The 25199-nt window shown below is 67.7% G+C and carries 25 protein-coding genes; 8 read left to right on the forward strand and 17 right to left on the reverse strand.

The window, feature by feature from the left end:
* Window positions 1-11: 11 nt before the first annotated feature.
* From ACN6PJ_RS20930 to ACN6PJ_RS20975, 10 genes are all read right to left on the reverse strand, one after another.
* Window positions 12-674, reverse strand: coding sequence for a 3-oxoacid CoA-transferase subunit B (locus tag ACN6PJ_RS20930; protein WP_427997727.1), 663 nt, complete (start codon window positions 672-674; stop codon window positions 12-14).
* A complete protein-coding gene (locus tag ACN6PJ_RS20935; RefSeq protein WP_427997728.1) occupies window positions 664-1356 on the reverse strand; it encodes a 3-oxoacid CoA-transferase subunit A in 693 nt (230 codons plus the stop codon). The genes ACN6PJ_RS20930 and ACN6PJ_RS20935 overlap by 11 nt, the downstream gene beginning before the upstream one ends.
* A gap of 30 nt (window positions 1357-1386) precedes the next feature.
* Complete coding sequence (locus tag ACN6PJ_RS20940; protein ID WP_427997778.1) at window positions 1387-2559, reverse strand: thiolase; 1173 nt, start codon at window positions 2557-2559, stop codon at window positions 1387-1389.
* Window positions 2559-2957, reverse strand: a complete 399-nt coding sequence (locus tag ACN6PJ_RS20945) for a Zn-ribbon domain-containing OB-fold protein (RefSeq protein ID WP_427997729.1) — start codon at window positions 2955-2957, stop codon at window positions 2559-2561. Before ACN6PJ_RS20945 ends, ACN6PJ_RS20940 begins: the two co-directional genes overlap by 1 nt.
* Before the next feature lie 54 nt (window positions 2958-3011).
* Window positions 3012-5099: an FAD-dependent oxidoreductase gene (locus ACN6PJ_RS20950; protein ID WP_427997730.1), complete on the reverse strand. Its 2088-nt coding sequence runs from the start codon at window positions 5097-5099 to the stop codon at window positions 3012-3014.
* A gap of 7 nt (window positions 5100-5106) precedes the next feature.
* A complete protein-coding gene (locus tag ACN6PJ_RS20955) occupies window positions 5107-5319 on the reverse strand; it encodes an acetyl-CoA carboxylase biotin carboxyl carrier protein subunit (RefSeq protein WP_427997731.1) in 213 nt (70 codons plus the stop codon).
* A gap of 15 nt (window positions 5320-5334) precedes the next feature.
* Window positions 5335-6699, reverse strand: coding sequence for an acetyl-CoA carboxylase biotin carboxylase subunit (locus ACN6PJ_RS20960; RefSeq protein ID WP_427997732.1), 1365 nt, complete (start codon window positions 6697-6699; stop codon window positions 5335-5337).
* A gap of 22 nt (window positions 6700-6721) precedes the next feature.
* Window positions 6722-8266: an acyl-CoA carboxylase subunit beta gene (locus ACN6PJ_RS20965; protein WP_427997733.1), complete on the reverse strand. Its 1545-nt coding sequence runs from the start codon at window positions 8264-8266 to the stop codon at window positions 6722-6724.
* A gap of 46 nt (window positions 8267-8312) precedes the next feature.
* Entirely contained in the window at window positions 8313-9296 is a 984-nt protein-coding gene (locus tag ACN6PJ_RS20970; RefSeq protein ID WP_427997734.1) for a Bug family tripartite tricarboxylate transporter substrate binding protein, read from the reverse strand.
* A 73-nt stretch (window positions 9297-9369) separates the two neighbouring features.
* Complete coding sequence (locus tag ACN6PJ_RS20975) at window positions 9370-10338, reverse strand: Bug family tripartite tricarboxylate transporter substrate binding protein (RefSeq protein WP_427997735.1); 969 nt, start codon at window positions 10336-10338, stop codon at window positions 9370-9372.
* 167 nt (window positions 10339-10505) lie between these two features.
* On the opposite strand from ACN6PJ_RS20975, the gene ACN6PJ_RS20980 reads away from it, so the two are divergent.
* From ACN6PJ_RS20980 to ACN6PJ_RS20995, 4 genes are all read left to right on the forward strand, one after another.
* Window positions 10506-11960 (forward strand): aldehyde dehydrogenase, encoded by a 1455-nt coding sequence (locus ACN6PJ_RS20980; protein WP_427997736.1) that lies wholly within the window; start codon window positions 10506-10508, stop codon window positions 11958-11960.
* Between the two features lie 69 nt (window positions 11961-12029).
* A complete protein-coding gene (locus tag ACN6PJ_RS20985; protein WP_427997737.1) occupies window positions 12030-12911 on the forward strand; it encodes an NAD(P)-dependent oxidoreductase in 882 nt (293 codons plus the stop codon).
* A gap of 33 nt (window positions 12912-12944) precedes the next feature.
* On the forward strand, window positions 12945-13661 hold the full coding sequence (locus tag ACN6PJ_RS20990) for an IclR family transcriptional regulator (protein WP_427997738.1): 717 nt from the start codon (window positions 12945-12947) through the stop codon (window positions 13659-13661).
* A 39-nt stretch (window positions 13662-13700) separates the two neighbouring features.
* Window positions 13701-15848, forward strand: a complete 2148-nt coding sequence (locus ACN6PJ_RS20995; RefSeq protein WP_427997740.1) for a phosphocholine-specific phospholipase C — start codon at window positions 13701-13703, stop codon at window positions 15846-15848.
* 55 nt (window positions 15849-15903) lie between these two features.
* Here the strand turns inward: ACN6PJ_RS20995 and ACN6PJ_RS21000 are convergent, their stop codons facing one another.
* From ACN6PJ_RS21000 to ACN6PJ_RS21030, 7 genes are all read right to left on the reverse strand, one after another.
* Window positions 15904-16683, reverse strand: a complete 780-nt coding sequence (locus tag ACN6PJ_RS21000) for an ABC transporter ATP-binding protein (protein ID WP_427997741.1) — start codon at window positions 16681-16683, stop codon at window positions 15904-15906.
* The gene (locus ACN6PJ_RS21005; RefSeq protein ID WP_427997742.1) at window positions 16683-18518 is read right to left on the reverse strand and encodes an ABC transporter permease subunit; all 1836 of its coding nucleotides are present in this window, start codon (window positions 18516-18518) and stop codon (window positions 16683-16685) included. The genes ACN6PJ_RS21000 and ACN6PJ_RS21005 overlap by 1 nt, the downstream gene beginning before the upstream one ends.
* Window positions 18519-18523: 5 nt before the next feature.
* Window positions 18524-19561 (reverse strand): branched-chain amino acid ABC transporter permease, encoded by a 1038-nt coding sequence (locus ACN6PJ_RS21010; protein WP_427997743.1) that lies wholly within the window; start codon window positions 19559-19561, stop codon window positions 18524-18526.
* A 164-nt stretch (window positions 19562-19725) separates the two neighbouring features.
* A complete protein-coding gene (locus tag ACN6PJ_RS21015) occupies window positions 19726-20889 on the reverse strand; it encodes an ABC transporter substrate-binding protein (RefSeq protein ID WP_427997744.1) in 1164 nt (387 codons plus the stop codon).
* Between the two features lie 241 nt (window positions 20890-21130).
* A complete protein-coding gene (locus tag ACN6PJ_RS21020) occupies window positions 21131-21685 on the reverse strand; it encodes a biotin transporter BioY (protein ID WP_427997745.1) in 555 nt (184 codons plus the stop codon).
* A gap of 28 nt (window positions 21686-21713) precedes the next feature.
* Complete coding sequence (locus tag ACN6PJ_RS21025) at window positions 21714-22310, reverse strand: energy-coupling factor transporter transmembrane component T family protein (RefSeq protein ID WP_427997746.1); 597 nt, start codon at window positions 22308-22310, stop codon at window positions 21714-21716.
* Window positions 22307-22984 (reverse strand): energy-coupling factor ABC transporter ATP-binding protein, encoded by a 678-nt coding sequence (locus ACN6PJ_RS21030; RefSeq protein WP_427997747.1) that lies wholly within the window; start codon window positions 22982-22984, stop codon window positions 22307-22309. The genes ACN6PJ_RS21025 and ACN6PJ_RS21030 overlap by 4 nt, the downstream gene beginning before the upstream one ends.
* Before the next feature lie 52 nt (window positions 22985-23036).
* Here ACN6PJ_RS21030 and msrB point away from each other — a divergent pair, with 52 nt between their 5' ends.
* From msrB to ACN6PJ_RS21050, 4 genes are all read left to right on the forward strand, one after another.
* Complete coding sequence (gene msrB / locus ACN6PJ_RS21035; RefSeq protein WP_427997748.1) at window positions 23037-23435, forward strand: peptide-methionine (R)-S-oxide reductase MsrB; 399 nt, start codon at window positions 23037-23039, stop codon at window positions 23433-23435.
* A complete protein-coding gene (locus tag ACN6PJ_RS21040; RefSeq protein ID WP_427997749.1) occupies window positions 23436-24017 on the forward strand; it encodes a septation protein A in 582 nt (193 codons plus the stop codon).
* 61 nt (window positions 24018-24078) lie between these two features.
* Window positions 24079-24348, forward strand: a complete 270-nt coding sequence (locus ACN6PJ_RS21045) for a BolA family protein (protein WP_427997751.1) — start codon at window positions 24079-24081, stop codon at window positions 24346-24348.
* Between the two features lie 17 nt (window positions 24349-24365).
* Complete coding sequence (locus ACN6PJ_RS21050; RefSeq protein WP_427997752.1) at window positions 24366-25142, forward strand: foldase protein PrsA; 777 nt, start codon at window positions 24366-24368, stop codon at window positions 25140-25142.
* Window positions 25143-25199 lie beyond the last annotated feature (57 nt).

Here is a 25199-nt window from a genome sequence, read left to right on the forward strand (position 1 = left end):
GCCGATTCGCGCTAGAGAATCCGGCAATCGGGGGCAAGCGCCAACGGACAGCCGGTCACGGCCTGCAGGGCATCGAAGCCCAAGCCCGCGACCATCCCGGTCACCCGCAGCCCTTCCGGCAGCACGTCGATGATCGCCAGGTCGGTATAGATGCGGTCCACCACGCCCGCCCCCGTGAGGGGATAGGTGCACTCGCGGACGATCTTGGCTTGCCCGTCCTTGGCGACGTGCTCCATGGTGATGTAGACCTGGCGCGCGCCCGCGACGAGGTCCATGGCGCCGCCCACGGCCGGTATGGTGTCGGGAGCCCCCGTATCCCAGTTCGCCAGGTCGCCGCGCTCGGACACCTGGAAAGCGCCCAGCACGGTGAGGTCGAGGTGGCCTCCCCGCATCATGGCGAACGACACCACGTGATCCGTGATCGATGCGCCGGGAACCAGGGTCACGGCCTCCTTGCTGGCGTTGATCAGGTCCAGGTCCAAGGGCGCGCCGGGGGCGCCGGGCCCCATGCCCACGATGCCGTTCTCGGTGTGCAGGATCACGTCCCGGTCCGCCGGCAGAAAGGCCGATACCAGCGTCGGTATGCCGATACCGAGATTGACGTAGGCGCCGTCCGGAATATCCGAGGCGACCAGGTTCGCAATCTGCTGCCTCGACAGTTTTTCAAATGCCATGCCCGTCTCCCCCCTGAACCACCCGTTTGACGAAAATTCCCGGCGTCATGACGTGCTCGGGAGGAATGCTTCCCAGGCTCACGATTTCGCCCGCCTGCGCCACCGTCGTGGTGGCGGCCATGCACATGACGGGCGCGAAGTTCCGCCCGGCATAGCGGTACACCAGGTTTCCCCAGCGATCCGCCCGCAATGCCTTGACGAAGGCGAAATCCCCCTTCAACGGCGTCTCCAGAACGTAGCCCACGCCATCGATCACGCGGGTTTCCTTGCCCTTGGCGAGCGGCGTGCCATAGGCGGTCGGCGTGAAGAACGGCCCCAGGCCCGCGCCGGCGGCGCGCATGCGCTCGGCCATCGTGCCCTGCGGAACACACTCGAGCTCGACCTTGCCCGCGCGATAGGCCTCCGCGAACGCGGCGGCGTTCGGATTCTTGCGGTCCGATGAGCGGGCGAAGGAACAGATCATCTTGCGCACGCGCCCCGCCTCCACCAACTGGCTCAGGCCCCGCTTGCCGTTGCCCGCGTTGTTGTTGACGATGGTCAGTTCGCGCGCGCCCTGATCGAGCAGCGCGCATATCAGTTCCGTCGGCACGCCCGAGGCGCCGAAGCCGCCGATCAGGATCACCGCGCCATCCGGCACGCCCGCCACCGCCGCTTCCAGCGAGTCGACTGTTTTGTCCAGCATGATTTGCTCCCAGACGTTGAGGATCCCGGCTCAGCGCGTGGACGCGCTGCCCAGCACCGCGGTGGATTGGCTGGACAGCGTGCCACCGTTGCCGTGGACGAGCGCGATCTCCGCGCCGCTCACCTGGCGTTCGCCGGCCTGCGCGCGCAACTGCCTGACTGCCTCGATGACGAGGAAGATCCCGTACATCCCGGGATGGACGCAGGACAGCCCTCCTCCGTTCGTGTTCACGGGCAGGCGCCCGCCGGGCGCGATGCCGCCCCCCTGCACGAACGCGCCGCCTTCCCCTTTCCGGCAAAAGCCGAGATCCTCCAGGAACAGCAGGGTATTGATGGTGAAGGCGTCATAGAGCTCCGCCACGTCCACGTCACGGACCGTCACGCCCGCCATGTCCAGCGCGCGCTTGCCCGACTCCACGGCGGCGGTCACCGTCAGATCCGCCATGGAAGAGATCTGCCGGTTCCAGACCGCGGTGGCGTTGCCCAGCACGTACACGGGGGCCTGCTTCAAGTGGCGGGCGCGGTCGGCCCTAACCATCACGTAGGCGCCGCCGCCGTCGCTCACCAGGCAGCAATCCCGCACCGTCAGCGGATCGGAAACCGGGCGCGAGCGCAACACGTCGTCGATAGACAGCGGATCGCGCATGGCCGCTTCGGGATTCAGCCTGGCCCATGCGCGGGCCGCCACCGCCACCTCGGCCAACTGTTCCCGGGTCGTGCCGTACTGGTGCATGTGCCGGGCCGCGGCCAGCGCGTAGGAGGTCACCGGCTGCATCGGTGAATACGGGTGTTCGAAAGGTTGCGGATCCAGCAGGCTGCGGGCCTTCACGCCCTCCTTCCTGCCGAACGTGGCGGTCTTCTGCGTGCTGCCGTAGCAGACCAGCACCGCATTGCATTGGCCCGACACCAGGGCCATCACCGAAGGCAGCAGGTGGGCAACGAAGCTGGAACCGCCCAGCATGGTGGCCTCGATGTAGCTCGGGCGGATCCCCAGATACTCGGCGACCGGCATGCTCCACATCGTGGCCGAAGCGCTGCACGTCGCCAGCCCGTCGATATCCCGCATGGTCAGCCCGGCATCCTCCACGGCCCGGACCGCCGCCTGCGCCAGCACCTCCATCTCGGTGTAGCCGTGGGCCTCGCCCAGCCCGGCATGGCCCACCCCCGCAATCGCGACCTTGCCGCGCAAAGAATCCAGCGACATCATGCGGCCTCCGCAGGAGCGAACGCCACCAGCGCGCGCTCGCCTTCGCGCGACACGCGGGCCCGCACGCGCATCCCGATGCGCAGGCGGTCCAGGGGAACCTCGTCGATCCGGCTCATCAGCCGGACGCCCTCGTCGAGATCGATCAATGCCACGTTGTAGTCCCCGCCCGCGTCGGGCTTGCGCCGCACCAGGCTGACCGAATAGACCGTGCCGGTGCCCGCCGGCTCGATCCACGAGAGCGCCGTCGCGCCGCAGTGCACGCACAGCACGCGGGGGAAAAACTGGTGCTGGCCGCAGCCCTCGCAGCGCTGTATCCGGAAGCATCCGTCGGCCAGGGCCGAGAAATACTGTTCTTGCGGGCCGCAAGCCGCGGGCTCCACCTTTCCTGTTTCCATGCTCATCTCCTCATTGTTTTTTCAAGCGGGCGCGGCAAGGCGCCCCGCTTCCGCTCACAGGTCGGCGAACGAACGTCCGCTCGCCACGAGCTGCTCCAGCAAAGGCGCGGGCTGCCACAGATCGCCGTGCCGTGCGTGAAACCCCCTGATCGCGTCCAGCACGGCGGGCAGCCCCTGCCGGTCGGCATAGAACAGAGGGCCGCCCCGAAACGCAGGAAAGCCATAGCCGTTGACGTAGATCACGTCGATATCCGACGCCCGGCGCGCCACCCCCTCCTCCAGGATCCGCGCGGCTTCGTTGACCAGGGCGTACATCGTCCGCTGCACGATTTCCTCGTCCGTCACCGTCCGCCGCTCGATGCCATCCCGCGCCGCGCAGACCGCGATGAGCGCCAGGACCTCCGGGTCTTCCACAGGATCGCGGCTGCCGGTCTCGTACCGGTAGAACCCCCTGCCGGACTTCTGGCCGAAGCGGCCCTGCTCGCACAGTTGGTCCGCCACCCGCGAATAGCGTTGATGGGCCGGCCGGGCAGGCGCCGTGCGCTTGCGAAACGCCCAACTGATATCCAGGCCAGCCATGTCCGCCATGCGCAATGGCCCCATCGCCAGGCCAAAGCGCTGCAGCGCGCCGTCCACCTGCGCGGGCGTCGCGCCCTCCTCCAGCAGGAAATGCGCCTCCCGGGTATAGGGCGTCACCATCCGGTTGCCGACGAAGCCGTCGCATACCCCCACCAGTACGGGCAGCTTTCCCATCCTGCGAGCCAGGCGGAACACGGCGGCGATCACCGCCCCATCGGTCTCGCGGCCCTGGACGACTTCCAGCAGGCGCATGATGTTTGCCGGACTGAAGAAATGGGTGCCCAGCACGCGCGCCGGCCGCCGGGTGCAGGCGGCGATCTCGTCGATGTCGAGGCGCGAGGTGTTGGATGCCAGGATCGCTCGCGGCGGACAGATCTCATCAAGCGTCACGAAGATCTGGCGCTTGACCGCCATGTCTTCGAAAGCCGCCTCGATCGCCAGGTCGACGTCGGCGAGCGCCTCGAACGCCAGGCTGCGGCGGATGCGGCTCTCGCGTTCGGCCACTTGGTCCGCCGTCAGCCGGCCCTTGGCTGCCGTCGCCGCATAGTTCCGGCGTATGACCGCCCAGCCGCGCTCGAGCGCCTCGGCGTCGCGCTCGACCAGCACCACGTCCAGGCCCGCGTTGGCCAGGCTCATCGCGATGCCTGCGCCCATGGTGCCGGCGCCCACCACGCCGACCTTCGCAATGGACGATTCGGCCCGCCATCCGGCCGGCAGCTTGAACGCGGCGCGCTCGGCGAAGAACAGATGGCGCAAGGCCTTGGACTGGTCGCCGTTGACCAGTCCGAGAAATCTCTCGCGCTCGTAGGCCAGGCCTTCGGACAGGCTGGCGCTGGCGGCGCGCTCGACACAGTCCACGCAAGCCAGGGGCGCCTCGCAGCCACGGTAACGGCGGGCGGCCTGCGCGCGCGCACGTTCATATACGCGCGCGTCCTCCGGCGCCGCCACCGTTCTCGCCCCCACGACGCGATCGGCCAAGGGGCGGCCCGCGGCCCGCAACGCGCAGGCCGCGGCCGCGGAGCGCAATTCGCCGGCGCAGACCTCGTCGACCAGGCCCCATTGCGCCGCCGTCACGGCGTCGATGGCGTCGCCGCCCGCGATCATGTCGAGCGCGTGCGCGACGCCCACGAGGCGCGGCAGGCGCTGCGTGCCTCCCGCCCCGGGCAGCACTCCCAGCTTCACCTCCGGCAGGCCCAGCGACGCGCCCGTTCCGGCCACTCGGTAGTGGCAGGCCAGCGCCAGCTCCAGGCCGCCGCCCAGCGCGGCGCCATGAATTGCCGCCACCACCGGCTTGGCGGCCCGCTCTATCAGTTCGATGAGCGTCCTCAGCGTGGGCTCGCGCCCGGAAAGCGGCGTATTGAATTCCCGGATGTCCGCCCCGCAGCAAAAGAAATCACCGTCTCCCGCCAGCACGATCGCCTGCACGGCGCCGTCTTCCAGGGCGGACTGGATCGCGGCATGCAACTGCGTCCGCAAATCCGCGCCCAGGCTGTTGACCGGTGGATGGTTCAATCGCAGCAGGGCGACGCGGCCGGATTCGAGCCTTTCGGTTTCTATCAGCATCGCCGCCTCACTCCAGTTCGACGACGATCTGGCCTTCGGCCACTTCGTCTCCTTCCGCGACCAGCACGCGAGCCACCGTGCCGGCGCGTTCGGCCTCGACCGGAATCTCCATCTTCATCGATTCCACTTTGGCGACGCTATCGCCGGCCTCCACTCGCTGGCCAGGGCTGACCGTTACCGCCACAACCCGGCCCACCACGGGCGTTTCCACTTTGAACATCGTCGTCTCCCAGAGTTAAGCGGCTTGCGCGGCCACCCGCGCGCCTTCGAGAATGCGTTCCGCCAGGCCGGTGGAAACCCGCCGCGCACGGAATTCGGGATCGTCCAGCACGCGCAGGACGAAGGGAATATTGGTTTTCAGGCCTTCGATCCGGCATTGCTCCAGCGCCGCCTTCAGCAGATCGAGCGCCTGCTCGCGGCTCTCGCCGCGCGCGATCACCTTGGCCAGCATCGGGTCGTAATGACTGGAGACCCAGCACCCCTCGGCGTAGCCCGTTTCGATCCGCACGCCCGGCAGGGCCGGCAGGCCGAACTCGCGCAGCACTCCCGGCGAGGGGAGGAAGCGGACCGGGTCTTCGGCATAGACACGCGCCTCCACCGCGTGCCCGTCCAGGAGCGGAGGTTCGGGCAGGACGTCCCGCATCGGCTCGCCCGCCGCCAGCCGCAGCTGCGCGGCGACCAGATCGATACCCGTCACCTCCTCCGTCACGGCGTGCTCGACCTGCAGACGCGTGTTGACCTCCAGGAACGAGAAGCCGGACTCGGGCGTGTACAGCATCTCGACGGTGCCGATCACGTCGTATCCGAGGTTCGACAGCATTCCCTCCAGGCGCTGCGCCATGTCCCGCAGCGCGGCACGGTCCAGGCCCGGCGCCGGCGCCTCTTCCAGCACTTTCTGGTGCCGGCGCTGGATGGAGCAGTCGCGCTCGAAGATACTGCGCACCTTTCCATAGCGGTCCGCCAGAAACTGGAACTCCACGTGGCGCGGGTTGCGCAGGAGCTTTTCCAGATAGAGGTCGGAGCCGCCGAAACTGCGTTCGGCGATCACCCGCGCCCTGGCCCATGCGGCTTCGACCTCTTCCGGCCCCTGCAGCGGAATCATGCCGATGCCGCCCCCGCCGGTCGCGGGCTTGATCAGCACCGGATAGCCCAGGACCGCGGCGGCGCGCTTCACTGCGTCCGGATCCGCGCCCAGCACCGGACTGCTGGGCGCCATGGGCATACCCAGCGCGCGCATGGCGTCGCGTGCCTGGGTCTTGTGGCCCAGCATGCGTATCCAGCGCGGCGACGGTCCGACAAAGACCATGCCCGCGCTCTCGACGGCTTCGGCGAATTCCGCGTTCTCGGACAGGAAGCCATAGCCCGGATGCAGCGCATCGGCGTCCGCCTCCGAGGCAACCCGCAGCAAGGCCGCCTGGTCGAGGTAGCTTTGCGAGGCGGGCGCCGGGCCGATGGGAATCGCGAGGTCCGCCTCCTTCAGATAGGGCAGGTCCCGGTCGGCCTCGGAATAGACGGCGACGGATTCGATGCCGAGCCCGCGCAGGGCGCGGATGACGCGGCGGGCGACGGCCCCGCGATTGGCGACGATCACTCGTTTCATGTCAGGGTTCCATATCGGCGGATCAAGGGCGGTAGCCGAAGGCGCGCGGCCCCGTTTCCCGCAGCGGCGCGGTCAGCGAGACGAACTCCTCCAGCGCTTCGCGGGTGGCGGCGGGATCGATGATGTCCTCGACGACGAACGCCTCGGCGCTGCGGAATGGCGAGGTCAGGCTCCGCACGCGCGCCTCGATCTCGGCCATCTTGGCTTCAGGATCGGCGGCGGCCTCGATCTCGGCCTTGTAGGCCACCTCCAGCCCGCCCTCCACGGGCAGCGACCCCCATTGCGCCGACGGCCACGCATAGCGGAAATTGAAGCGCCCCGCGCTCTGGTGCCCCCCGGCGGCCACGCCGAAGGCCTTGCGCACGATGATCGAGCACCAGGGCACGGTCGACTGCGCCACGGCGGTAAGCGCGCGCACGCCATAGCGCATGGCGCCGGTCTTCTCGGCCTGCAGGCCGATCTGGAACCCCGGGACGTCCACCAGATTGACGACGGGAAGATGGAACGTCTCCGCGAGGTCCAGGAGGCGCGTGAACTTCTCGGCGGCCGGGCCGTCCCAGCCGCCGCCGTAGTGATAGGGATCGCTGGCGAACACCACCACGGGCCACCCGTCGATGCGGGCCAGCCCGGTGATCACGGCCCGGCCCCAGCGCCGGCCGATCTCCATGAACGAGCCCTGATCCACGAGCGCCTCGACGATGGGCCGCATCTTGTAGACGGCCCGCGTATCGGCCGGCACGGCGGCGCGCAGCCATTCCTGGTCCGCCGCGCCCTGGCCCGGCTCGCCGCGCGGCGCGAGTTCGTGCACCGACCGGGGCAGATAGGATAGGAAGCGGCGCGCCATCGCGAACGCGGCCTCTTCCGTGTCGGCTTCGTCGTCCACGACGCCGTTGCGGGTATGGATATCGCTGCCGCCAAGTTCGTTCTTCTCCAGCTTCTGGCCCAGGCGCGCCACGACGGGAGGCCCGGCGATGAACAATTGCGAGGTGTCCCGCACCATGACCGAATAGTGGCTGGCCGCCACGCGGGCGGCGCCCAGGCCCGCCACCGATCCAAGCGCCAGCGACACGACCGGAACCGTGGCCAGGTTCTGCGCCATCAACGGCCACATGCGCAGCTTTGGCAGCAGCGTGTGGCCTTTGATCTCGATGTTGCGCACGGATCCCCCGCCCCCGGTGCCATCGACCATCCGCAGCAACGGCAAGCGGAGATCCTGCGCCATGCGCTCGGCCTCGACCAGCTTGTCGCCGACCGCGCCGTCGTTCGCGCCGCCCCGCACGGTGAAATCGTCGGCGGCAACGACCACCGGCCGCCCCTGCACCCGCGCGCGGCCGATCAGCAGGTTGGACGGAGTCAGGTCCGTCAACCTGCCCTGCCCGTCATAGGTCCCGCTGCCCGCCAGCGCGCCGACCTCGCGGAACGAGTCGGGGTCTACCATCTTCGCAATGCGCTCCCGCACCGGCAGCTTGCCGCCCTCGCGGTGGCGGCGCACCTTTTCCTCGCCTCCCATCCGCGCCGCCAGCTCCTTGCGCAGCGCCAATTCCCTCAGTTCCTTTTCCCAAGACACTTTTCTCTCCCTCCTGCCCGCGGCCGATCCGGAACCGGCCGCGAACTCAATCGATCTTGATATTGGCGCGCTTGATGAGCGCCTCGTTCTGCTTGAGCTCGTCCTCGATCTTCTTGCGGAAGGCTTGCGGGGACGGCTGCGTGGACGGATTGCCTTGCAGCGCCAGGCGGGCGCGCACGGCGGGATCCTCGGCCGCCAGCGCGATTTCCTTGTTCAGGCGCTCGACCACCTCGGGCGGCGTGCCCGCCGGCGCGAAGACGCCGACCCAGAACGAGATATCGAACCCCGGGTACCCCACCTCCGCCACCGAGGGCACGTCCGGCAGGTCGTGCCAGCGTTCGGCCGTGGAGACGGCGAGCGCCTTGAGCTTCCCCGACTTGATCAGCGGCACCCCGGAAAGCGTGTCGAAGCCGAAGTCGACCTCTTTGGACATCAGGCCGGCCTCCATGGGCGCGGCGCCGCGGTAGGGCACGTGCAGCATCTGCACCCCCGACATCGTGGCAAGCTGCGCGCCGGCCAGGTGCATCAGATTGCCGTTGCCGGCCGACCCGTAGCTGATGGTGTTCGGATTGCGGCGCGCCAGTTCGACGAGCGACTTGACGTCGTGCACGCCCGACACGCGCGGATTCTCGGCATTGATCGTGAGAATGAACGGCACCGACACCACGGTCGTCACCGGCGCGAAGTCTTTCAAGGGGTCGTACTGGAGATCCTTGTAGAGCAGCGGATTGACCGTGATCGAGCTGGAGTTGCTGACCAGGATCGTGTAGCCGTCCGGCTTGGCCTGCATCACGGCGCGCGCGGCGATCATGCCGTTCGCGCCCGTCCTGTTCTCGACCACGAACGGCTGTCCCATCCTGGTGGACAGCGCGTCCCCCATGATGCGCGCCACGGTATCGATGGTGCTTCCGGGACTGAACCCGACGACGAGCTTCACGGGTGCGCTGGGATACCCTGCGGCTCCCGCCGCCAGGGGAACGATCGCGGACAGGGCGAATACCCCCGCGGCCAGCAGTTTCGATGCTTGCATGATGTGTCTCCTCCATTGAATCCCGGCGCCGTGCTCCGCGCTGCATGGGCGCGGCACTACGGGCCGGTCTTGGTCATTGCGCCGCGACGGCGCCCGAAGCCTTGACGGCCTGCCCCCACTTCTCCTGCTCTTGAGCCATGAAGGCGGCGAAGGCCTCGGGCGTGCTGTTGACGACCTCTCCTCCCAGTCCTTCGATCCGCGCCTGCATCTCCGGCGTGGCCACGATCTTCGACACGTCCTCGTAGATGCGCCGCGCCTGGGCCGGCGGCAGCGACGAGGGCGCCAGCAGCCCGAACCAGGTCGCCGCCTCGAAGCCGGGCATGCCGGCTTCCGCGAACGTGGGCACGTCGCGCAGCGCCGGCACGCGCTTGCCATTGGCGACGGCCAGCGCGCGCAGCTTGCCGGACTGGATCAAAGGCAGCGCCGACGTGATCGTCGCCAGCATCATCTGCACCTGGCCGCCGGCCAGATCGGTAAAGGCGGGCGCATCGCCGCGGTAGGGCACGTGGGTAATGGCGGACTGCGTGGCGATCTTGAACAGCTCGCCGCTCAGGTGCTGCGCCGTGCCGTTGCCCGGCGAGGCGAAATTGACCGCCGCGCCGTCCTTCTTCAGATAGGCCAGGAACTCTTGCAGGTTCTTGGCGGGGACCGATGGGTTGACGACCAGTACCAGCGGCACCTTGGTGACCAGCGTGATCGGCGCGAAGTCCTTGACGGGATCGTAGTTGAGCTTGGTGTAGAGGTGGCCGCTGATGGTGTGCGCCGACGTGGTCATGAACAGCGTATAGCCGTCGCCCTGCGCGCGCGCCACCGCGCTGGCCCCGATCGTCGTTCCCGCGCCGGCGCGGTTTTCGACGATGACCGTCTGCCCCCACGACTGCGTCAGTTTCTCGGCCACGGCGCGCGCCACCACGTCGGTGGCTCCGCCGGCCGGATAGGGCACCACCATCGTCACCGGCTTTTCGGGATACGGGCCGGCCTGTGCCGCTCCGGATAACAGCACCGCGGCGCAAGCCAGGGCGCGCAACCAATTGCATCGCATCGGAATGTCTCCTCTTGTGTTCGGTTTGGACCTACTTATTATCGTTCCAGTAGACAGAACGCTTATTCTATTTTATATTTTTTCAAACCAGACATGTCAATGACCAGGTGTTTTCCGGGAACCCGCGATCCATCCGGGAAATGCCACCAAGAGAGGAGCAGAGCATCATGGCCGACACACCGGACACCCTGAAATCCATGCTGATAGGCGGGCAATGGATCGCGCAGGACTCCAACGCGTTCGAATCCATCAACCCCGCCACCGGCGCGCGCAACTACCTCATCAGCGCGGCGTCCGACGCCCAGGTGGACCAGGCCGTCGACGCGGCGTGGCAGGCCCAGCGCCAGCCGGCCTGGCGCAACATGCTGCCGCATCAGCGCGCGGCGATCCTGCGCCGCATCGCGGACGGCATGGACGCCAATGCATCCGTGCTCGCGCGCTTGCAGATGATCGAAAACGGCAAGGTGTGGGCAGAGTGCAAGGCCCAGGTCGCCAGCGCCGCCGCCACTTTCCGCTACTACGCCGGCGTCTGCGAAACGCTGGAGGCGGAAGTGACACCGCCGCGCGGCAACTATCTTTCGATGACGCGCTACGAACCGTATGGCGTCATCGTGGCCATCACGCCGTGGAATTCTCCGCTTACGATGGAAGCGCAGAAGGTCGCTCCCGCCCTGGCCGCGGGCAATGCCGTGATCCTCAAGCCTTCCGAGGTCACATCCTCCCCCGCCCTGGTGCTCGGCCGCATCGCGCTCGAGGCCGGCCTGCCCCCCGGCATCCTCAACGTCGTTACCGGACTGGGATCGACCGTGGGCCGCCGTCTCGTCGAGCACCCGGGCGTGCGCATGGTGTCGTTCACCGGCGGAACCGGCAGCGGCCGCGCCATCGCGCATGCCGCCGCTGAAAAACTCATGCCGGTCGCCCTGGAGCTTGGCGGAAAGTCGCCGCACATCGTGTTCGCGGACGCGGACCAGGATGCGGCCATCGAAGGGGTCATCGGCGGCATTTTCGAGGGCAGCGGGCAATCGTGCGTGGCCGGCTCTCGGCTCTACGTTCAACGCGGCATCGCCGAATCCTTCATCGCGAAACTGGTGGCCCGAGCGGCCCAGCTGAAGGTCGACCTGCCCGATGCCGAGGGCGCGCAGATGGGGCCGATCGCCTCATTCGCCCATCGCGGCAAGATCGAGAGCATGGTGGAATCCGCCCGGCGCGAAGGCGCGCAGGTGCTGACCGGCGGCGAACGGCCCGACGGCGCCGGCCTGGCCGCGGGCGCGTTCTACCGGCCTACCGTGCTGGGCGGGCTCTCGCGCGATGCGCAAGCCGTGCGCGAGGAAATCTTCGGGCCCGTGCTGTGCGCGCTGACGTTCGACGACGAGGAAGATCTGATCGAACAGGCGAACGACAGCGCCTACGGGCTGGCCTCCGGCATCTGGACGGCCGACTACCGCCGCGCGTGGCGCGTGGCGGGCCGCCTCGAAGCGGGCAGCGTGTGGATCAACACCTACAAGCAGCTGTCGATCTCCACCCCTTTCGGTGGCTTCAAGCAAAGCGGAATCGGCCGCGAAAAGGGCGTGAGCGGACTGCGGCTCTACCAGCAATCCAAGGGCGTCTACTTCGGCATGTAGCCGCGGCCCCCCCCATTCCATTCCCGGCCGCGCCTGCGGCCCCCTACATTCCTCTCGGAGACTACTTAAATGGCTGAATTTCAACGCGTCGGCTTCATTGGCCTGGGCGTCATGGGCGAACCGATATGCCGCAACCTCGCCGTCAAAAGCGGATTGCCGGTGCTGGGCTGCGACACCGACCCCGCGCCCTTGCTGCGCCTGGCGCCGCATGGCGTGACGGCGGCGACCAGCGCGCAGATCATGCAGCAGTGCGAAGTGGTGTTCCTGTCCCTGCCGTCCGGAGAGATCGTCGCGCAGCTATCGCGCGCCGCCGACGGCCTGTTGGCGAATGCGCGCGCGGGCCAGCTGATCGTGGACCTGAGCACTTCGCCGGTGGACGTCACCCGCGAACTGGCGCGCGAGTTCGAGGCGAAGGGAGCGACCTTCATCGACGCCCCCGTGGCACGCACTCGCGCCGCCGCGGAAGCCGGCACCCTGTCCGTCATGATCGGCGGCGCTGAATCGAGCTTCGCGGCGGTCAAGCCCCTGGTCTCCACCTTCGCCAACGAAATCACCCATTGCGGCCCCATCGGCAGCGGCCAGGTGGTGAAGATCCTGAACAATATGGTGCTGTTCGAGACGGTGGTCGCCCTGTCCGAGGCCCGCGCCATCGCCCGCCGTTCCGGGGTGGATCCGCAAGTCGTGCTGGAGACCTTCACCCGCGGATCGGCCGATAGCTTCGCGTTGCGCAACCACGGCTTAAAGGCTATTCTGCCTGGGAATTTTCCCGAAAAAGCCTTCCCGGTGGACTACGCCCGCAAAGACCTGCGCTATGCATTGGCCCTGGCGGAACAGACCGGCGTGCAAGCGCTTGGCGCCCGCAACGTGGATGTCTGGTTCGATGCGGCGCTGGCCCAGGGACATGGCAACCGTTATTTCCCGGTCATCAGCCGGGTGATCGACGCGGAGTAGGGAACCCCCGCAAAATCACCCCTTATCATTCCAATGAGCCGTACCCCCACTCAGGACAATTCCACCGACGGCGTCGCCGCCGTCGAACGCGCCCTGGCAATCATCGGGGCCATCGCGCAACGCACCGATCCCATCACGCTTGCCGACCTTTCCCGGGCCACGGGGTTCTACAAGAGCACGCTCTTGCGGCTTATCGCATCGCTTGAAAAGGCAGCCCTGGTGGTGCGCCGCGCCGACGGGCGCTACGCGCTGGGCCCGTATGCCCATCAGCTGGGGCGGGCCTATGAGGCCACCTACCGCCTGACGGAAACCATTCTCCCCCTGCTGCAGGGGCTGGTGGACAAGGGAACGGAAAGCGCGTCGTTCCACGTCTACCACGACGCGCAATCGCGCGTGTGCCTGCTGCGCGTGGACTCCCATCATTCCACGCTGGACCGCATTCGCGTGGGCGATCTGCTGCCGCTGGACAAGGGGGCCGCGGGCAAGCTGATCACCGCTTACCTGATCGATGGACAGGCCCCCGCCCAGGCCGGCCTGGTCCTGACTTCCATGGGCGAGCGCGACCCCAACTGCGCCGCCGTGGCCAGCCCGGTGTTCGGCCCCGACGACGACATCTGCGGCGCCATTTCCCTGTCCGGCCCGAAAGAGCGCTTCTCCCCCGCCGCCGTCAAGAAAATGTCGAAGCTGGCCCAGGAGGCCGCTGCTTCGGCCACGCAGGCGCTCGGCGGCCGCTGGCCGTCGGGCAGGTAGGCAACCGCAAGCCGTCCCGCATCCACCCGGAGGAATTCCATGCCCACCCGCCGCGACTTCCTCCGAAACAGCGCGACGCTCGCCGCCGCGGGCAGCGCCCTGGCCCTGATGCCGGCGCCGCTGCGCCGCGCGTTCGCGATTCCGGCCGCCCGCCGCACCGGCACGATCCGCGACGTGGAGCACATCGTGGTCTTCATGCAGGAGAACCGCTCGTTCGACCATTATTTCGGCGGATTGGCGGGCGTGCGCGGCTTCGGCGACCGCTTCCCCATCCCCGTGCCCGACAGCCCCGAGCGCGCGCACCGCACCGTCTGGGCGCAATACAACGACCAGGCCGGCGAAGGGCCGCGCACCGTCCTGCCCTTCCACGCGGACACCCGCAAAGTGGCCGAGTACATGCGCATAGCCAGCACGCCGCACACCTGGTCGAACGCACAGGCGGCCTGGGACGCCGGCCGCATGGGCACGTGGCCGGCCGCCAAGAAAAACCATTCCATGGCCTACTTCACGGAAGGCGACATGCCCTTCCAGTACGCCATGGCGCGCGCATTCACCGTGTGCGATGCCTACCACTGTTCGTTCACCGGCGGCACCAACACCAACCGGCTGTTCCTGTGGACCGGCACCAATGACGGCCTGGGCCGGGGCAACGGCCCCGCGCTGGGCAATCTTTACAACAAACAGTCGGGCGGCGATCCGGCCGGCGGCTACACCTGGACCACGTACCCGGAACGGCTGGAAGCGGCCGGCGTCAGCTGGCGCATCTACCAGGACATGGCGGACAACTATTCGCTCAACCCCACCGCGGGCTTCAAGGCCTACCGCGACGCCTACCGCGGCGTGCCCGGTTCGCTTGCCGCGCTGAAGGAAAAGGCCCTGACCACGCGCGGCCTGGACCTGCTGCGCCAGGACGTGCTGGACGGCAAGCTGCCGCAGGTGTCCTGGATCTGCGCCACCAAGGCCGGCTCCGAGCATCCCAGCCCCTCCAGCCCGGCGCAGGGCGCGGATTACACCGCGCGGATGCTGGACGCGCTGACCGCCAACCCCGAGGTATGGAGCAAGACGGTCCTGCTGCTGATGTTCGACGAGAACGACGGGTTCTTCGATCACGTGCCGCCGCCCGCGCCGCCTTCGCGCGATTCCTCCGGCGCGCTGGCCGGCGCCTCCACCGTCGATACGGCCGGGGAATATCACGAGATCGTCACCGGCGTCGAAAAGGACGATACCCCCGCGCACCGGCATGGCGTTTACGGGCTGGGGCCGCGCGTGCCCATGTACGTGCTGTCGCCCTGGACACGCGGCGGCTGGGTCAATTCCGAGGTGTTCGACCACACGTCGGTGCTGCGCTTCATCGAGCGGCGTTTCGGCGTGACGGAGCCGAACATTTCACCGTGGCGCAGGGCGGTCTGCGGCGACCTGACCTCGATTTTCAACTTCGCCACGCCCAACGATGCAGACATGCTGCGCGGCCTGCCGCCCACCGCGCGCGCCGCCGAGCGGGCGGCCGCCCTGCCCGGCACGGTCACGCCGCCCGCGCCCGCCAGGCCCGGCGCCGCGCGGCAGGAGGCCGGCACGCGGCCGTCGCGGGCCCTGCCCTATGCGCTGCAGGCGAACGCCGCCGCCGCGGGCCAGCACGTCACCCTGCATTTCGACAACACCGGCAGCGCCGGCGCGGTCCTGCATGTCTATGACCGGCTGCATCTCGAGCGCGGGCCGCGCCGCTATACGGTGGAAGCGGGCAAGCAGTTGTCGGGCGTCTGGGACGCCGGCGCGGACGCCGGCCGCTACGATCTTTGGGTACTGGGCCCCAACGGCTTTCACCGCCATTGCGCGGGCCGCCTGACCGCGCCCGCGCAACACGGCCTGGAGGTCCGCGCCCGCCACGACGGCGGCGGCGCGCGGTTGCGCCTTTCCGTCCGCAATGCCGGCTCGCAGGCCTGTACGTTCACGATCGAAGACCAGGCCTACGGGCGGCCCTCGGCGACGCAGACCCTCGAAGCCGGCCTAGAGGCCGTCTACGCCTGGCCGCTGGACGACAACGGCGGCTGGTATGACTTCGCGGTGAGCCTGGCGGAAGATCCCGCCTTCCTGCGGCGGTTCGCCGGCCGGGTGGAAACGGGCAAGCCGTCCACCTCCGATCCCGCGATGGAAGAGGAAACGGTGATGGAATGGATCGCGCGGGCCTGAAGCCCGCGCGTGAAGGAGATGCGGGCGGGGACGCCGCTGTGGCGTCCCCGCCGCCTCAGGCCTGCCCGGCCTGTTCGGCCTGCTCGCCGCCCTTGCCCAGGCCCAGGTAGCTTTCGATGACCTTCGGGTCGCCGGCCAGTTCGCGCGCCGGACCGTGCAGGATGACCTCGCCGGTTTCCAGCACATAGCCGTAGTCCGCCACTTGCAGCGCCGCGCGCGCGTTCTGCTCGACGAGCAGGATCGCCACGCCGGTTTCGCGCAGGCGGGCGATGATGTGGAAGATCTCGCGCACGATCCGCGGAGCCAACCCCAGGCTGGGCTCGTCCAGCATCAGCAGGTTGGGCTTGGCCATCAGCGCGCGGCCGACAGCCAGCATCTGGCGCTCGCCTCCCGACAGCGTGCCGGCCTGCTGGCCGCGCCGCTCGCGCAGCCGCGGGAACAGATCGAAGACTTCGTTCAGCGTGTCGCGCCAGCCGCTCTCGCGGGCGCGGTAACGGCGGAAGCCGCCCAGCAGCAGGTTGTCTTCCACCGACATGGTGCCGAACAGTTCGCGGCGTTCGGGCACCAGCGACATGCCGGCCGCGACGCGGCGCTCCACCTGCCAGCCCGATACGTCGGTTCCCGCGTATTGCACCGCGCCGGCCGCATGGCCGGTATGCGGCAAGGAACCCATGATCGCGTTCAGCATGGTGGATTTGCCGGCGCCGTTGGCGCCGATCACCGTAACGATGCTGCCGGCGGGCACGGTGAGCGTGGCGCCCACCAGCGCGCCGACCTTGCCGTAGCGGGCCGACAGCTTGCTGACTTCAAGAACGGGGGATTGCGTCGCGCTCATCACACGCCTCCTGCCGACACGGGCTTGGCCTGGTCCGCTTCGGGCAGGTCGTCGTCGATGCCGCCCAGATAGGCTTCCAGCACCGCCGGGTTCTTTTGCACGTCGGCCGGCACGCCTTCGGCGAGCTTGGTGCCGAAATCCATCACCACCAGGTGGTTGGTCAGGCGCATCACAAAATCCATATCGTGTTCGACGAGCAGAATGCTCATACCCTCGGCGCGCAGTTGCTCCAGCACGCGGGCGAGGTCTTGCTTTTCCTTGTAGCGCAGGCCGGCGGCGGGTTCGTCCAGCAACAGCAGCATCGGGTCGGCGGCCAGCGCGCGCGCGATTTCCAGGATGCGCTGCTGGCCCAGCGCCAGGTTGCCCGCCTGTTCGTACAGGTATTCGCCCAGGCCCACGCGCTTGATCTGCTCGGCGGCCTCGTGCAGCAACTGCGCTTCGCGCGCCCGGTCCGAATGCAGGGCGCCCGCCAGGACGCCGACGTCGGAGCGCAGGTGCGCGCCCAGCGCCACGTTCTCCAGCACGGTCATGCTGGGCAGCAGCTGCACGTGCTGGAAGGTGCGGCCGACGCCCAGCTTGGCGATCTCGCGCGCCGAGCGGTTGTCGATGCGCTCGCCCATGAAGGTGACCTTGCCCCGCGTGACCGGCAGCACGCCGCTGATCAGGTTGAAGGTCGTGCTCTTGCCGGCGCCGTTCGGGCCGATCAGGCCCATGATTTCGCCGGAGCTCACCTTGAAGGAGATGTCGTTGACGGCGACCAGGCCGCCGAACTCCTTGCGGATGGCATCCACTTCCAGCACCACCTGGCCGGCCTGCGGACGCGCGCGCGTGGGCAGCGCCGGCGCTTGCGCGGGCGGAGCCAGGTTGCGGCGCGAGCCGTCGGCGCCCGTCATGCTCTCCCACCAGCCGGCCAGGATGGGCCACAGGCCGTTGCGGGCGTATTGCAGCATCAGGATCAGCAGCACGCCGAAAACGATCATCTCGAAGTTGGCGTTGGTATCCAGCAGCTTGGGCAGGAGGTTCTGCAACTGGTCCTTCAGCACCAGGATGACGCTGGAGCCCAGCAAGGCGCCCCAGACGTAGCCCGCCCCGCCCACCACGGCCATGAACAGGTATTCGATGCCGTAATTGATGCCGAAGGGGCTGGGGCTGACGGCGCGCTGCATGTGCGCGTACAGCCAGCCCGACACGCAGGCCAGCAGCGCCGCCCAGACGAAGATCACGACCTTGTAGGCAGCCGTGTTCACGCCCATGGACTCGGCCATGCCGGCGCCGCTCTTCAGCGCGCGGATGGCGCGGCCGGGACGCGAGTTCAGCAGGTTGCGGGTCGCCCACAGCGCCAGCAGCACGAATACCCAGATCAGGTAGTAGATGTGGCGGCCGCTGGCCAGGGAAACGCCGAAGATGCTGATGGGCTCGATGCCGGCGATGCCGTCGTGCTTGCCCAGCCAGTCGATATTGCCGAACAGGAAGTACAGCGACAGGCCCCAGGCGATGGTGCCCAGCGGCAGGTAATGGCCCGACAGGCGCAGCGTGATGGCGCCCAGCAGGTAGGCCACCACGGCGGTCAGGACCAGCCCGGCCGGCAGGGCCAGCCAGGGCGATACGTCGTACTGCGTGGTCAGGTAGGCGGTGGTGTAGGCGCCCAGCCCCACGAACGCCGCCTGGCCGAACGAGGTCAGACCGCCCACGCCGGTCAGCAGCACCAGCCCGAGCACGACCAGGCTGGCCAGCCCGATGTAGTTGAGTTGCGTCACCCAGAACTCGGGCGTGGCCGACAGCATCGGCAGGCCCGCCAGGACGACGATGAAGACGGCAAGCAGAATGCGGTTCATGACGTTTATTCCTCTTCGTCCACGTGATGGGTGCTGAACGAACGCCAGACCAGAACCGGGATAATCAGGGTGAAGACGATGACTTCCTTGTATGCGCTGGCCCAGAAGGACGAGAACGCTTCCAGCACGCCCACCAGCAGCGAGCCCGCGGCCGCCACGGGGTAACTGGCCAGGCCGCCGATGATGGCGCCCACGAAGCCCTTCAGGCCGATCAGGAAACCGGTGTCGTAGTAGACCGTGGTGATGGGCGCGATCAGCATGCCGGACATGGCGCCGATGGCGACCGCCAGCGTGAAGGTCAGGCTGCCGGACATAGTGGTGCTGATCCCCACAAGCCGGGCGCCGCGGCGGTTGACCGCCGTGGCGCGCAGGGCCCGGCCGTAGAGCGTCTTGCCGAAGAACAGCCACAGGCCCAGGATCAGGATGGCGCAGGTCGCGACCACGAACAGGCTTTGCGCGGACCAGGTGGTGAAGCCCAGGTCGACTTGCCCGCTGACGAACGCCGGCGTGCGCCAGCCTTCGGCGCCGAAGAACACCAGGGCCAGGCCGGTCAGCGCGAAGTGCACCGCCACGGAAACGATCAGCAGGACCAGCACGGTGGCTTCGGCCAGCGGCTGGTAGACGATGCGATAGACCATCGGGCCCATCGGGATCACCAGCAACAGCGTCAGCAGCATGTTCAGCCACAGCGAATTGCCAGGCGCGGCATAGGTAACGGTAAGCCAGAGCAGCGCCAGCGGCAGGGCCACGCAGGTCACCAGGGCTTTGGGCAGGCCGGCGGCGCTGCGGGTGCGCAGCGCGCGCAGCAGTTCGAGCGCCAGGCACACGATGCCCAGCAGCGGCAGCAGGTAGGCGGTGCCGGGCACCTTGCCATCCACCAGCATCGCCAGGGTCAGGGCGCCGAACGCCACGAACTCGCCCTGGGGAATGAAAATGACGCGCGTGACGGCGAATACCAGCACCAGGGCCATGCCCAGGAGGGCATAGATGGCGCCGTTGACGACACCGTCTTGCAGCAGGATTAGCGCAATTGAGGAATCCATCTAACAACTACCTTGTGGTTTCTTGGTGCCCCCGGCCGCGTCCGGGGCACTGATACGACACACCGGCCGGAAAGGCCGGTGCGAAGCATTGCCCGGGTGCCGCGGACGTGCGCCTTGCCGGCGCCGCCGCATTGTGCACCCGTGGATCGGGCGATCCCGTGGATTTACAGGTTGGGCTGGTAGACCCACTTGCCGCCTTCCACCTTGACGATGACGCGCGAGCGCTCGTCAAAGCCGGCATGGTCGGTCGGCGACATATTGAACACGCCTTGCGAGGCGGCGAGATCCTTCACGCCTTCCAGGGCGTCGCGCATGGCGGCGCGGAATTCCGGCGTGCCCGGCTTGGCGCCCGACTTCAGCGCCACCGGCAGCGCGGCCACGACCAACTGGCCGGCGTCCCACATATGGCCGCCGAACGTGTTGGTGGAGCCCGCGCCGTTGGCCTTTTCGTAGGCTTCCACGTAAGCCAGGGCCGATTTCTTGACCGGGTTGCTGTCCGGGAGCTGGGCCGCGACCAGCAGCGGGCCGGCAGGCAGGAGCATGCCGTCGCAATCCTTGCCGCAAACGCGCAGGACGTCGTTGTTGGCGGCGCCGTGCGTCTGGTAGATGGTGCCGCCGTAGTTGCGGGCCTTCAGTTCCTTCTGCGGCAGCGCGGACGGGGTGCCGGCGCCGGCGATCAGGATGGCGTCGGGCTTCGCGCCGACGAGCTTCAGCACCTGGCCGGTGACGCTGGTGTCGGTGCGGCTGTATTTTTCGACCGCGACGATCTCGATGCCCTTGGCCTTGGCGGCCTTCTGCATCACGTCGAGCCAGCCGTCGCCGTAGGCGTCGGCGAAGCCGATGAAGCCCAGCGTCTTGACCTTGGACTTGGCCATGGCGTCAGCCAGGGCGCCCGCCATCAGCGCGTCGTTCTGCGGAGTCTTGAAGACCCAGCGGCGCTTCTCGTCCACGGGTTCGACGATCTTGGCGCTGGCGGCCACGCTGATCATCGGGACCTTGGCTTCCGCGGCCACGTCGACCATGGCCAGCGAGCCCGGCGTGACGGAAGTGCCGATCAGCACGTCGACCTTGTCGTCGGAAGCCAGCTTGCGCGAGTTCTTGACGGCTTGCGTGGTATCGGTGGCGTCGTCCAGGACGATCCATTCGATCTTCTGGCCGGCCACTTCCTTGGGCAGGAGCGCCACGGTGTTGCGCTCGGGAATACCCAGCGACGCGGCGGGGCCGGTGCTGGCCACCGTCACGCCGACCTTGACCTGCGCGCTTGCCAGAAGCGGCAAGGTCAGGGCAACAGCGGCAGCCGCCGCGGACAAGCCGAAGTGCTTGCGCATATTTTTGTCTCCTGTGGTGGCTCAGAGGCGCCTCGACAGAGGCTAAGCGAGCCTAGTTAAAGTTATACAGAAAAAAATATTATAGGGTTAAAACAGTATCAGATGACTACGCGCAACTCCGGTAAATCCCTGATGTGCTAAAGAAACACGTTTCAGCAAACGCATTCGTTAATGGCGAACTTGTACTAGAAAAGCGCGTAGCGCGTCAGTTGGGGGATTCCCTTGCCCCAGGGCGCCCGCCTCAGCGCCCCACCATGGGCCACACGCGCTCCACCCTGGACGCCACCCACGCGGCGACCAATGCCTTGACCAGATCGCCGGGCACGAACACCGCCACCGCCAGCGCGGCCTTCGCAAGTTCCATCTTGGCGACCGTGGCCAGCCAGGGCACGCCGAAGGCGTACACCACGGCAATGCCGCCAATGACGCAGGCGGCCGCGTAGCCGGCGATCTGGGCCGCGCCGGAGGCCCTTGCGGCCAGCCGGCGGGCCAGCCAGCCCGTCACGAAGGCGCCCGCCACCAGGCCCACGAGAAAACCGCCGGTCGGGCCGAGAAACGCGCCCAACCCGCCCCGCCCGCCCGGCAGCACGGGCAGGCCGATGGCCGCCAGCGCCAGGTACAGCAGGCAGGCCAGCGCGCCCCGCGCGGGCCCCAGCATGGCGCCCGCCAGCATGGCCCCCAGGGTCTGCAGCGTGATGGGCACCGGAATGGCAGGCAGCGGGATGGGCGGGATCAAACTGAGGACGACGATCAGCGCCGCGAACAACGCGATCAGCACGGTGTTGCTGGATTTCATGGGTTTTCCCCTTGCTGGTGGATGGTGTTCAGGCGCTGCGCGCGTCGATGGCTTCGGCGACTTCCTGGGCCCTTTTCAGGGTCAGCACGATCAAAGGCACGATGAGCGCGACAGGATTGGCCCCGAGCCCGCGGGCCGCCTGCGCCTCGCGGATTTCCTGGAAGTTGCGCCAGATCTCGGGCACGAAGCGCAAGGCGAGCGCCAGCGCCAGCGCAACCTTGCCGGCATCGACCAGCCCGGCGCGCTGGAGCGGCATCAGCGCCGTTTCGCAGACCGCGATCAGGTCGGATGTGCGGGTGGCCAGGGTGACGGCCAGCGCCAGCCCCACCAGCGCCCCCACGCGCAACAGCACGGCCAGCGCCGCCATCCCTCCCTGGAACCAGGCGGTGAAGGCGCCCACGGCCAGCAACACCCAGACGAGCCCCTTGAGCTGCCTCCAGACCGCGGCCGCGGCCACGCCCGTGGACCAGACCAGCAGGCAGGCCGCCAGGCATGCCAGCGCCAGCCAGCGCGGGTCGCGCAGCAGGAAAAGCCCCGCCCCCGCCGCGATCAGCGCCAGCAGCTTCAGCCAGGCAGGCAGGCGGTGCAGCGGCGTGCCGCCCGGCACATACAGGGGCTCCATCATGCGCAATGCTCCCGGTACCAGCGCAGGGCGGCGGCCGGAGCATCGTCCGCCGCGATATTGCCGTCCCGCACGACGAGCACCCGGTCGAAGTCCTCCAGCAGTTCCAGATCGTGGCTGACGACGATGGCATCGTGGGGCAGCCCGGCGATGGCCTCGCGCACCCGGTTGCGGTTGCGCAGGTCCAGCTGGGTGGTGGGCTCGTCGAACACGATGAGCCCGGGCTCCATGACCAGCACCGCCGCCAGCGCCACCAATTGGCGTTCGCCGCCCGACAGGGTGTGGCTGGTCCGGTCGGCGAGGTGCCCCACCCCCAGGCTGCCCAGCTGCGCCTCGATGCGGGCCTCGCGCTGCCGGCGGTCGGGCGCCAGGTGCTTCAGGCCGAACGCCAGATCTTCGCGCACAATGGGGAAGACGATCTGGTTTTCGGGGTTCTGGAAAACGAAGCCGACCTGCCGGCGCACCGCCTTCAGGTCTTGCCGGGTATCCAGCCCGCCTACCCGCACGCTGCCCGAGGAAGGCAGCACCAGCCCGTTGACCAGGCGCGCCAGCGTGCTCTTGCCGGCGCCATTGGGGCCGACGATGCCGACGCGGCGCTCGGCCAGCGTCGCGCTCACCCCGCGCAACACTTCCGCCTGGGGCGTCGATACAACCGCCTGGTCAAACTCGATTAACATGGGGCGGGATTATGCCCGAACCATTTCGGGCATCGGGACTCCAAGAGCTCATATGGACAAAGTACGCAAATCCGACGCCGAATGGCGTGCCCAGCTTTCCCCCGAAGAATACGTCGTCGCCCGCGAAAAGGGTACGGAACGCGCATTCACCGGGCGCTACTGGAATACGTTCTCGCATGGCATCTACCGCTGCGTGGGCTGCGGCACGGCGCTGTTCGCGTCCGACACCAAATTCGACGCCGGCTGCGGCTGGCCCAGCTATTTCCAGCCGCTGGACCCGGAAAAGGTCCGCGAGGAACGGGATACCAGCCACGGCATGGTCCGCACCGAAGTGCTGTGCAACGTCTGCGACTCGCATCTGGGCCACGTCTTCCCCGACGGCCCGGAGCCTACCGGCCTGCGCTACTGCATCAACTCCCTGTCGATGACGTTTGAACCCGTAGAAGACTGAATGAAGAAGTTTCTGTTCGACCTGTTTCCGCTGTTCCTTTTCTTCATCGCCTACCGGTACACGGACATTTTCATCGCCACGGGCGTCGCCATGGCCGCGGCCGTCGCGCAGATCATCTGGCTGAAGGCCACCGGCCGCGCCACCGAGGCCATGCACTGGATCAACCTCACGGTCATCCTGGTGTTCGGCGGCGCGACGATCTGGCTGCACAGCGACGTCTTCATCAAATGGAAGCCCACGGTGCTGTACTGGCTGTTCGGCGGCGCCCTGGTCTTCGCGCGCCTGCTGTTCGGCCGCAACCTGATCCGCCGCCTGATGGAAAAGCAGATCCAGCTGCCGGATGCGGCCTGGGAACGGCTGAACCTGGTGTGGGCCGCATTCTTCCTGATCGCGGGCGCCCTCAATCTCTACGTGGCGTTTTCCGGCCACTTCACCGAGTCGCAGTGGGTCAGCTTCAAGGCCTTCGGCCTGATGGGCCTGATGGTGGTCTTCGTGATCGGGCAGTCGCTGTGGCTGGGCAAGCACATCCAGGCCGAGGAGCAGACGCCCTCAGGCCCCGACTCCCCGCCCGGCAAGCCCTGATCCCCCCGCCCCGCCTTCTTCCGGCCGGCGCCCGCGCGCCGGAACTTTCATATTCACCGCCATGTCAGACACCACCGACCGCATCGCCCTGATCCGGGAACGGCTCGCCGCCCTGGAACCCGTCAGCCTGGACATCCTGGACGACTCGCATTTGCACGCCGGACACGAAGGCAGTAAAAACGGCGCCGGCCACTATCGCGTGATCATCGTTGCGTCTTGCTTTGCGGGGCTCTCCCCCGTCGCGCGGCATCGGCTGGTGTATCATCATTTGCAAGATTTGATCCCTTATCCGATTCATGCGCTTGCGCTTGACGCCCAGGCTCCCAAATAGAAAGTAAAAGGATATTCATGAAACGCATCGTCATGCTGGCTGCGGCCTGCGTCATCGCCGTGCCGGCTTTTGCCCAGAACGTGGCCACCGTCAACGGCAAGGCCATTCCGCAGAAGAGCCTGGATCAATTCGTCAAGCTGCTGGTCAGCCAGGGCGCGACCGATTCGCCGCAATTGCGCGAGCAGGTCAAGCAGGAAATGATCAATCGCCAGATCTTCGTGCAGGCCGCCGAATCCAGCGGCATCGCCAAGCAAGCCGACGTCCAGACCGAAATCGAACTGGCCCGCCAAGGCATCCTGGTCCGCGCCCTGATGGCCGATTACCTGGCCAAGCACCCCGTCTCGGAAGCCAAGGTCACGGCCGAATACGAGAAGATCAAGAAGGAACAGGCCGGCAAGATGGAATACAAGGTCCGTCACATCCTCGTCGAAGACGAGAAGACGGCCAATGACCTGCTCGCCCAGATCAAGGGCAACAAGAGCAAGTTCAACGACTTGGCCAAGAAGAACTCGAAGGACCCCGGCAGCGCCGAGAAGGGTGGCGACCTGGGTTGGGCTCCCCCGACCAACTACGTCCAGCCGTTCGCGCAGGCCGTGACCCAGCTGAAGAAGGGCGAACTGGTCGACAAGCCGGTGCAGACCCAGTTCGGCTGGCACATCATCATGGTCGACGACACCCGTCCGGTGGAATTCCCGCCGCTCGACCAGGTCCGCACGCAACTCGAAGAAATGCTGCGCCAGCAAACCCTGGCCGACTACCAGAAGGAACTGCGCGAAAAGGCCAAGATCCAGTAAGCCTGTCCGCCGAAACAAAAACTGCCCGCATCGCGGGCAGTTTTTTTGGAGGAAAGG

The organism is Achromobacter sp. (genome assembly GCF_050285585.1).
Lineage (GTDB): Bacteria > Pseudomonadota > Gammaproteobacteria > Burkholderiales > Burkholderiaceae_B > Achromobacter.

Coding starts and splice junctions, on each gene's coding strand:
- ACN6PJ_RS20940 (WP_427997778.1), bottom strand. CDS start 2,559: ATGTCGCTGGATTCTTTGCGCGGCAAGGTCGCGATTGCGGGGGTGGGC.
- ACN6PJ_RS20935 (WP_427997728.1), bottom strand. CDS start 1,356: ATGCTGGACAAAACAGTCGACTCGCTGGAAGCGGCGGTGGCGGGCGTG.
- ACN6PJ_RS20970 (WP_427997734.1), bottom strand. CDS start 9,296: ATGCAAGCATCGAAACTGCTGGCCGCGGGGGTATTCGCCCTGTCCGCG.
- ACN6PJ_RS20945 (WP_427997729.1), bottom strand. CDS start 2,957: ATGGAAACAGGAAAGGTGGAGCCCGCGGCTTGCGGCCCGCAAGAACAG.
- ACN6PJ_RS21040 (WP_427997749.1), top strand. CDS start 23,436: ATGAAGAAGTTTCTGTTCGACCTGTTTCCGCTGTTCCTTTTCTTCATC.
- ACN6PJ_RS20950 (WP_427997730.1), bottom strand. CDS start 5,099: ATGCTGATAGAAACCGAAAGGCTCGAATCCGGCCGCGTCGCCCTGCTG.
- ACN6PJ_RS20980 (WP_427997736.1), top strand. CDS start 10,506: ATGGCCGACACACCGGACACCCTGAAATCCATGCTGATAGGCGGGCAA.
- ACN6PJ_RS20960 (WP_427997732.1), bottom strand. CDS start 6,699: ATGAAACGAGTGATCGTCGCCAATCGCGGGGCCGTCGCCCGCCGCGTC.
- ACN6PJ_RS21020 (WP_427997745.1), bottom strand. CDS start 21,685: ATGAAATCCAGCAACACCGTGCTGATCGCGTTGTTCGCGGCGCTGATC.
- ACN6PJ_RS21005 (WP_427997742.1), bottom strand. CDS start 18,518: ATGAACCGCATTCTGCTTGCCGTCTTCATCGTCGTCCTGGCGGGCCTG.
- ACN6PJ_RS20985 (WP_427997737.1), top strand. CDS start 12,030: ATGGCTGAATTTCAACGCGTCGGCTTCATTGGCCTGGGCGTCATGGGC.
- ACN6PJ_RS20975 (WP_427997735.1), bottom strand. CDS start 10,338: ATGCGATGCAATTGGTTGCGCGCCCTGGCTTGCGCCGCGGTGCTGTTA.
- msrB (WP_427997748.1), top strand. CDS start 23,037: ATGGACAAAGTACGCAAATCCGACGCCGAATGGCGTGCCCAGCTTTCC.
- ACN6PJ_RS20955 (WP_427997731.1), bottom strand. CDS start 5,319: ATGTTCAAAGTGGAAACGCCCGTGGTGGGCCGGGTTGTGGCGGTAACG.
- ACN6PJ_RS21030 (WP_427997747.1), bottom strand. CDS start 22,984: ATGTTAATCGAGTTTGACCAGGCGGTTGTATCGACGCCCCAGGCGGAA.
- ACN6PJ_RS20930 (WP_427997727.1), bottom strand. CDS start 674: ATGGCATTTGAAAAACTGTCGAGGCAGCAGATTGCGAACCTGGTCGCC.
- ACN6PJ_RS21010 (WP_427997743.1), bottom strand. CDS start 19,561: ATGGATTCCTCAATTGCGCTAATCCTGCTGCAAGACGGTGTCGTCAAC.
- ACN6PJ_RS21025 (WP_427997746.1), bottom strand. CDS start 22,310: ATGATGGAGCCCCTGTATGTGCCGGGCGGCACGCCGCTGCACCGCCTG.
- ACN6PJ_RS21000 (WP_427997741.1), bottom strand. CDS start 16,683: ATGAGCGCGACGCAATCCCCCGTTCTTGAAGTCAGCAAGCTGTCGGCC.
- ACN6PJ_RS20995 (WP_427997740.1), top strand. CDS start 13,701: ATGCCCACCCGCCGCGACTTCCTCCGAAACAGCGCGACGCTCGCCGCC.
- ACN6PJ_RS21015 (WP_427997744.1), bottom strand. CDS start 20,889: ATGCGCAAGCACTTCGGCTTGTCCGCGGCGGCTGCCGCTGTTGCCCTG.
- ACN6PJ_RS21045 (WP_427997751.1), top strand. CDS start 24,079: ATGTCAGACACCACCGACCGCATCGCCCTGATCCGGGAACGGCTCGCC.
- ACN6PJ_RS21050 (WP_427997752.1), top strand. CDS start 24,366: ATGAAACGCATCGTCATGCTGGCTGCGGCCTGCGTCATCGCCGTGCCG.
- ACN6PJ_RS20990 (WP_427997738.1), top strand. CDS start 12,945: ATGAGCCGTACCCCCACTCAGGACAATTCCACCGACGGCGTCGCCGCC.